The sequence below is a fragment of the Rhodococcus aerolatus genome (assembly GCF_054783215.1).
The window spans coordinates 1-1302 of the sequence record NZ_BAAGQZ010000050.1 but is presented as its reverse complement, the minus strand read 5'-3'; the positions used below and the strand labels follow the sequence as shown (position 1 = coordinate 1302).

The 1302-nt window shown below is 83.5% G+C and carries 1 pseudogene; it reads right to left on the bottom strand.

The features are described 5' to 3' along the window. Positions 1-1302 (bottom strand): annotated as a pseudogene (locus tag ACYVOF_RS18860) (chromosome segregation protein SMC); the annotation flags it as partial.

Here is a 1302-nt window from a genome sequence, read left to right as displayed (position 1 = left end):
CGGAGGGGCGCCCCGGCGGCGTCGCGGGCAGCGGCCGCCACCAGCTCGGCCCAGGCGGCGGCGAGCAGCGCCTCCACCTCGGCCAGCCGCTCGGTGGCGGCGCGGCGGGTGTCCTCCAGCCGGGCGCGCTGCTCGCCGACGCGGCCCGCCTCGGACTCCGCGGCCCGGGCCGGCTGCCCGAGCCGGGCGAACCGCTCGGCCACGGCGGCGTGCTCGGCGTCGGACTCGTGCAGCGCGGCCAGGGTCTGCTCGGCGACCTCCGCGCGCGCGGCCTCGTCCTCCCGGGCGGCCCCGAGCGTCGCCTCGAGCTCGCCGACCCGGGCGCGCGCGGCCTCCAGGGTGGCGGTGGCGGCGTCGACGGCCGCCTGGACCTCGAGGGTGGACGGGGCCCGGTCGGAGCCCCCGACCACCCACCCCGAGCCGACGAGGTCGCCGTCCGGGGTGACGGCCGTGAGCCCGGGGCGGTCGGCGACGAGGGCGGACGCGGCGTCGAGGTCGGCGACGGCGACGACCCCGCCGAGGACGGCGGTGAGCGCACCGGCGAGGCCGGGGGCGGGCTCGACGAGGTCGAGGGCCCACCGGGCGCCGTCGGGCAGGGCGGCGCGGTCCGGGGGTGGGGCGGCCGGCGGGGTCCCGGTGACGACGAGCCCGGCGCGGCCGCCGTCGGCCTCCTTGAGCGCCCGGACCGCCGCGACCCCGGCGGGGGTGCCGGTGGCCAGCAGCGCGTCGGCGTCGGGCCCCAGCGCCGCGGCGACCGCCCCCTCCCAGCCGGGGGTGACGGTCAGCGCGTCGCTCAGGGCGCGGCCCAGCCCGGCGCCGTCGGGCAGCGCGAGCAGCCACGCGGTGCCGTCGCGGCGGGCCAGGCCCAGCTCCAGCGCCTCCACCCGGGCCCGGCCGGAGGCGACGTCCTGCGCGGCGGTGCGCTCGGCGGCGGTCAGCTCGGCGACGCGCGCGGCGGCGGCGGCGTGCTCGGCCAGGGACCGCTCGTGCTGGTGGTCCAGGCCCTGCTCCCCGGCCTCGAGCGCCCCGGCCTCGTCCTGCGCGTCGGTCTGCTCGGCGAGCGCGGCGGCGGCCCGCTCCCGCGCCGCCGTCTCGGTGTCGGCGAGGCGGGCCAGCTCGGCGTCGCCGGACTCCACCCGGGAGCGCAGCGTGTCGACCTCACCGGCGAGGCGGGCCAGGCCCTCCCGGCGGTCGGCGACCGCCCGGACCGCGACCAGGCGGGCCCGCTCGGCGGCGGACGCGGCCTGCTCGGCGGCGGTGCGCCCGGCCTGGGCGGCGGCGAGGTCCCCGCGGGCCGCGCCC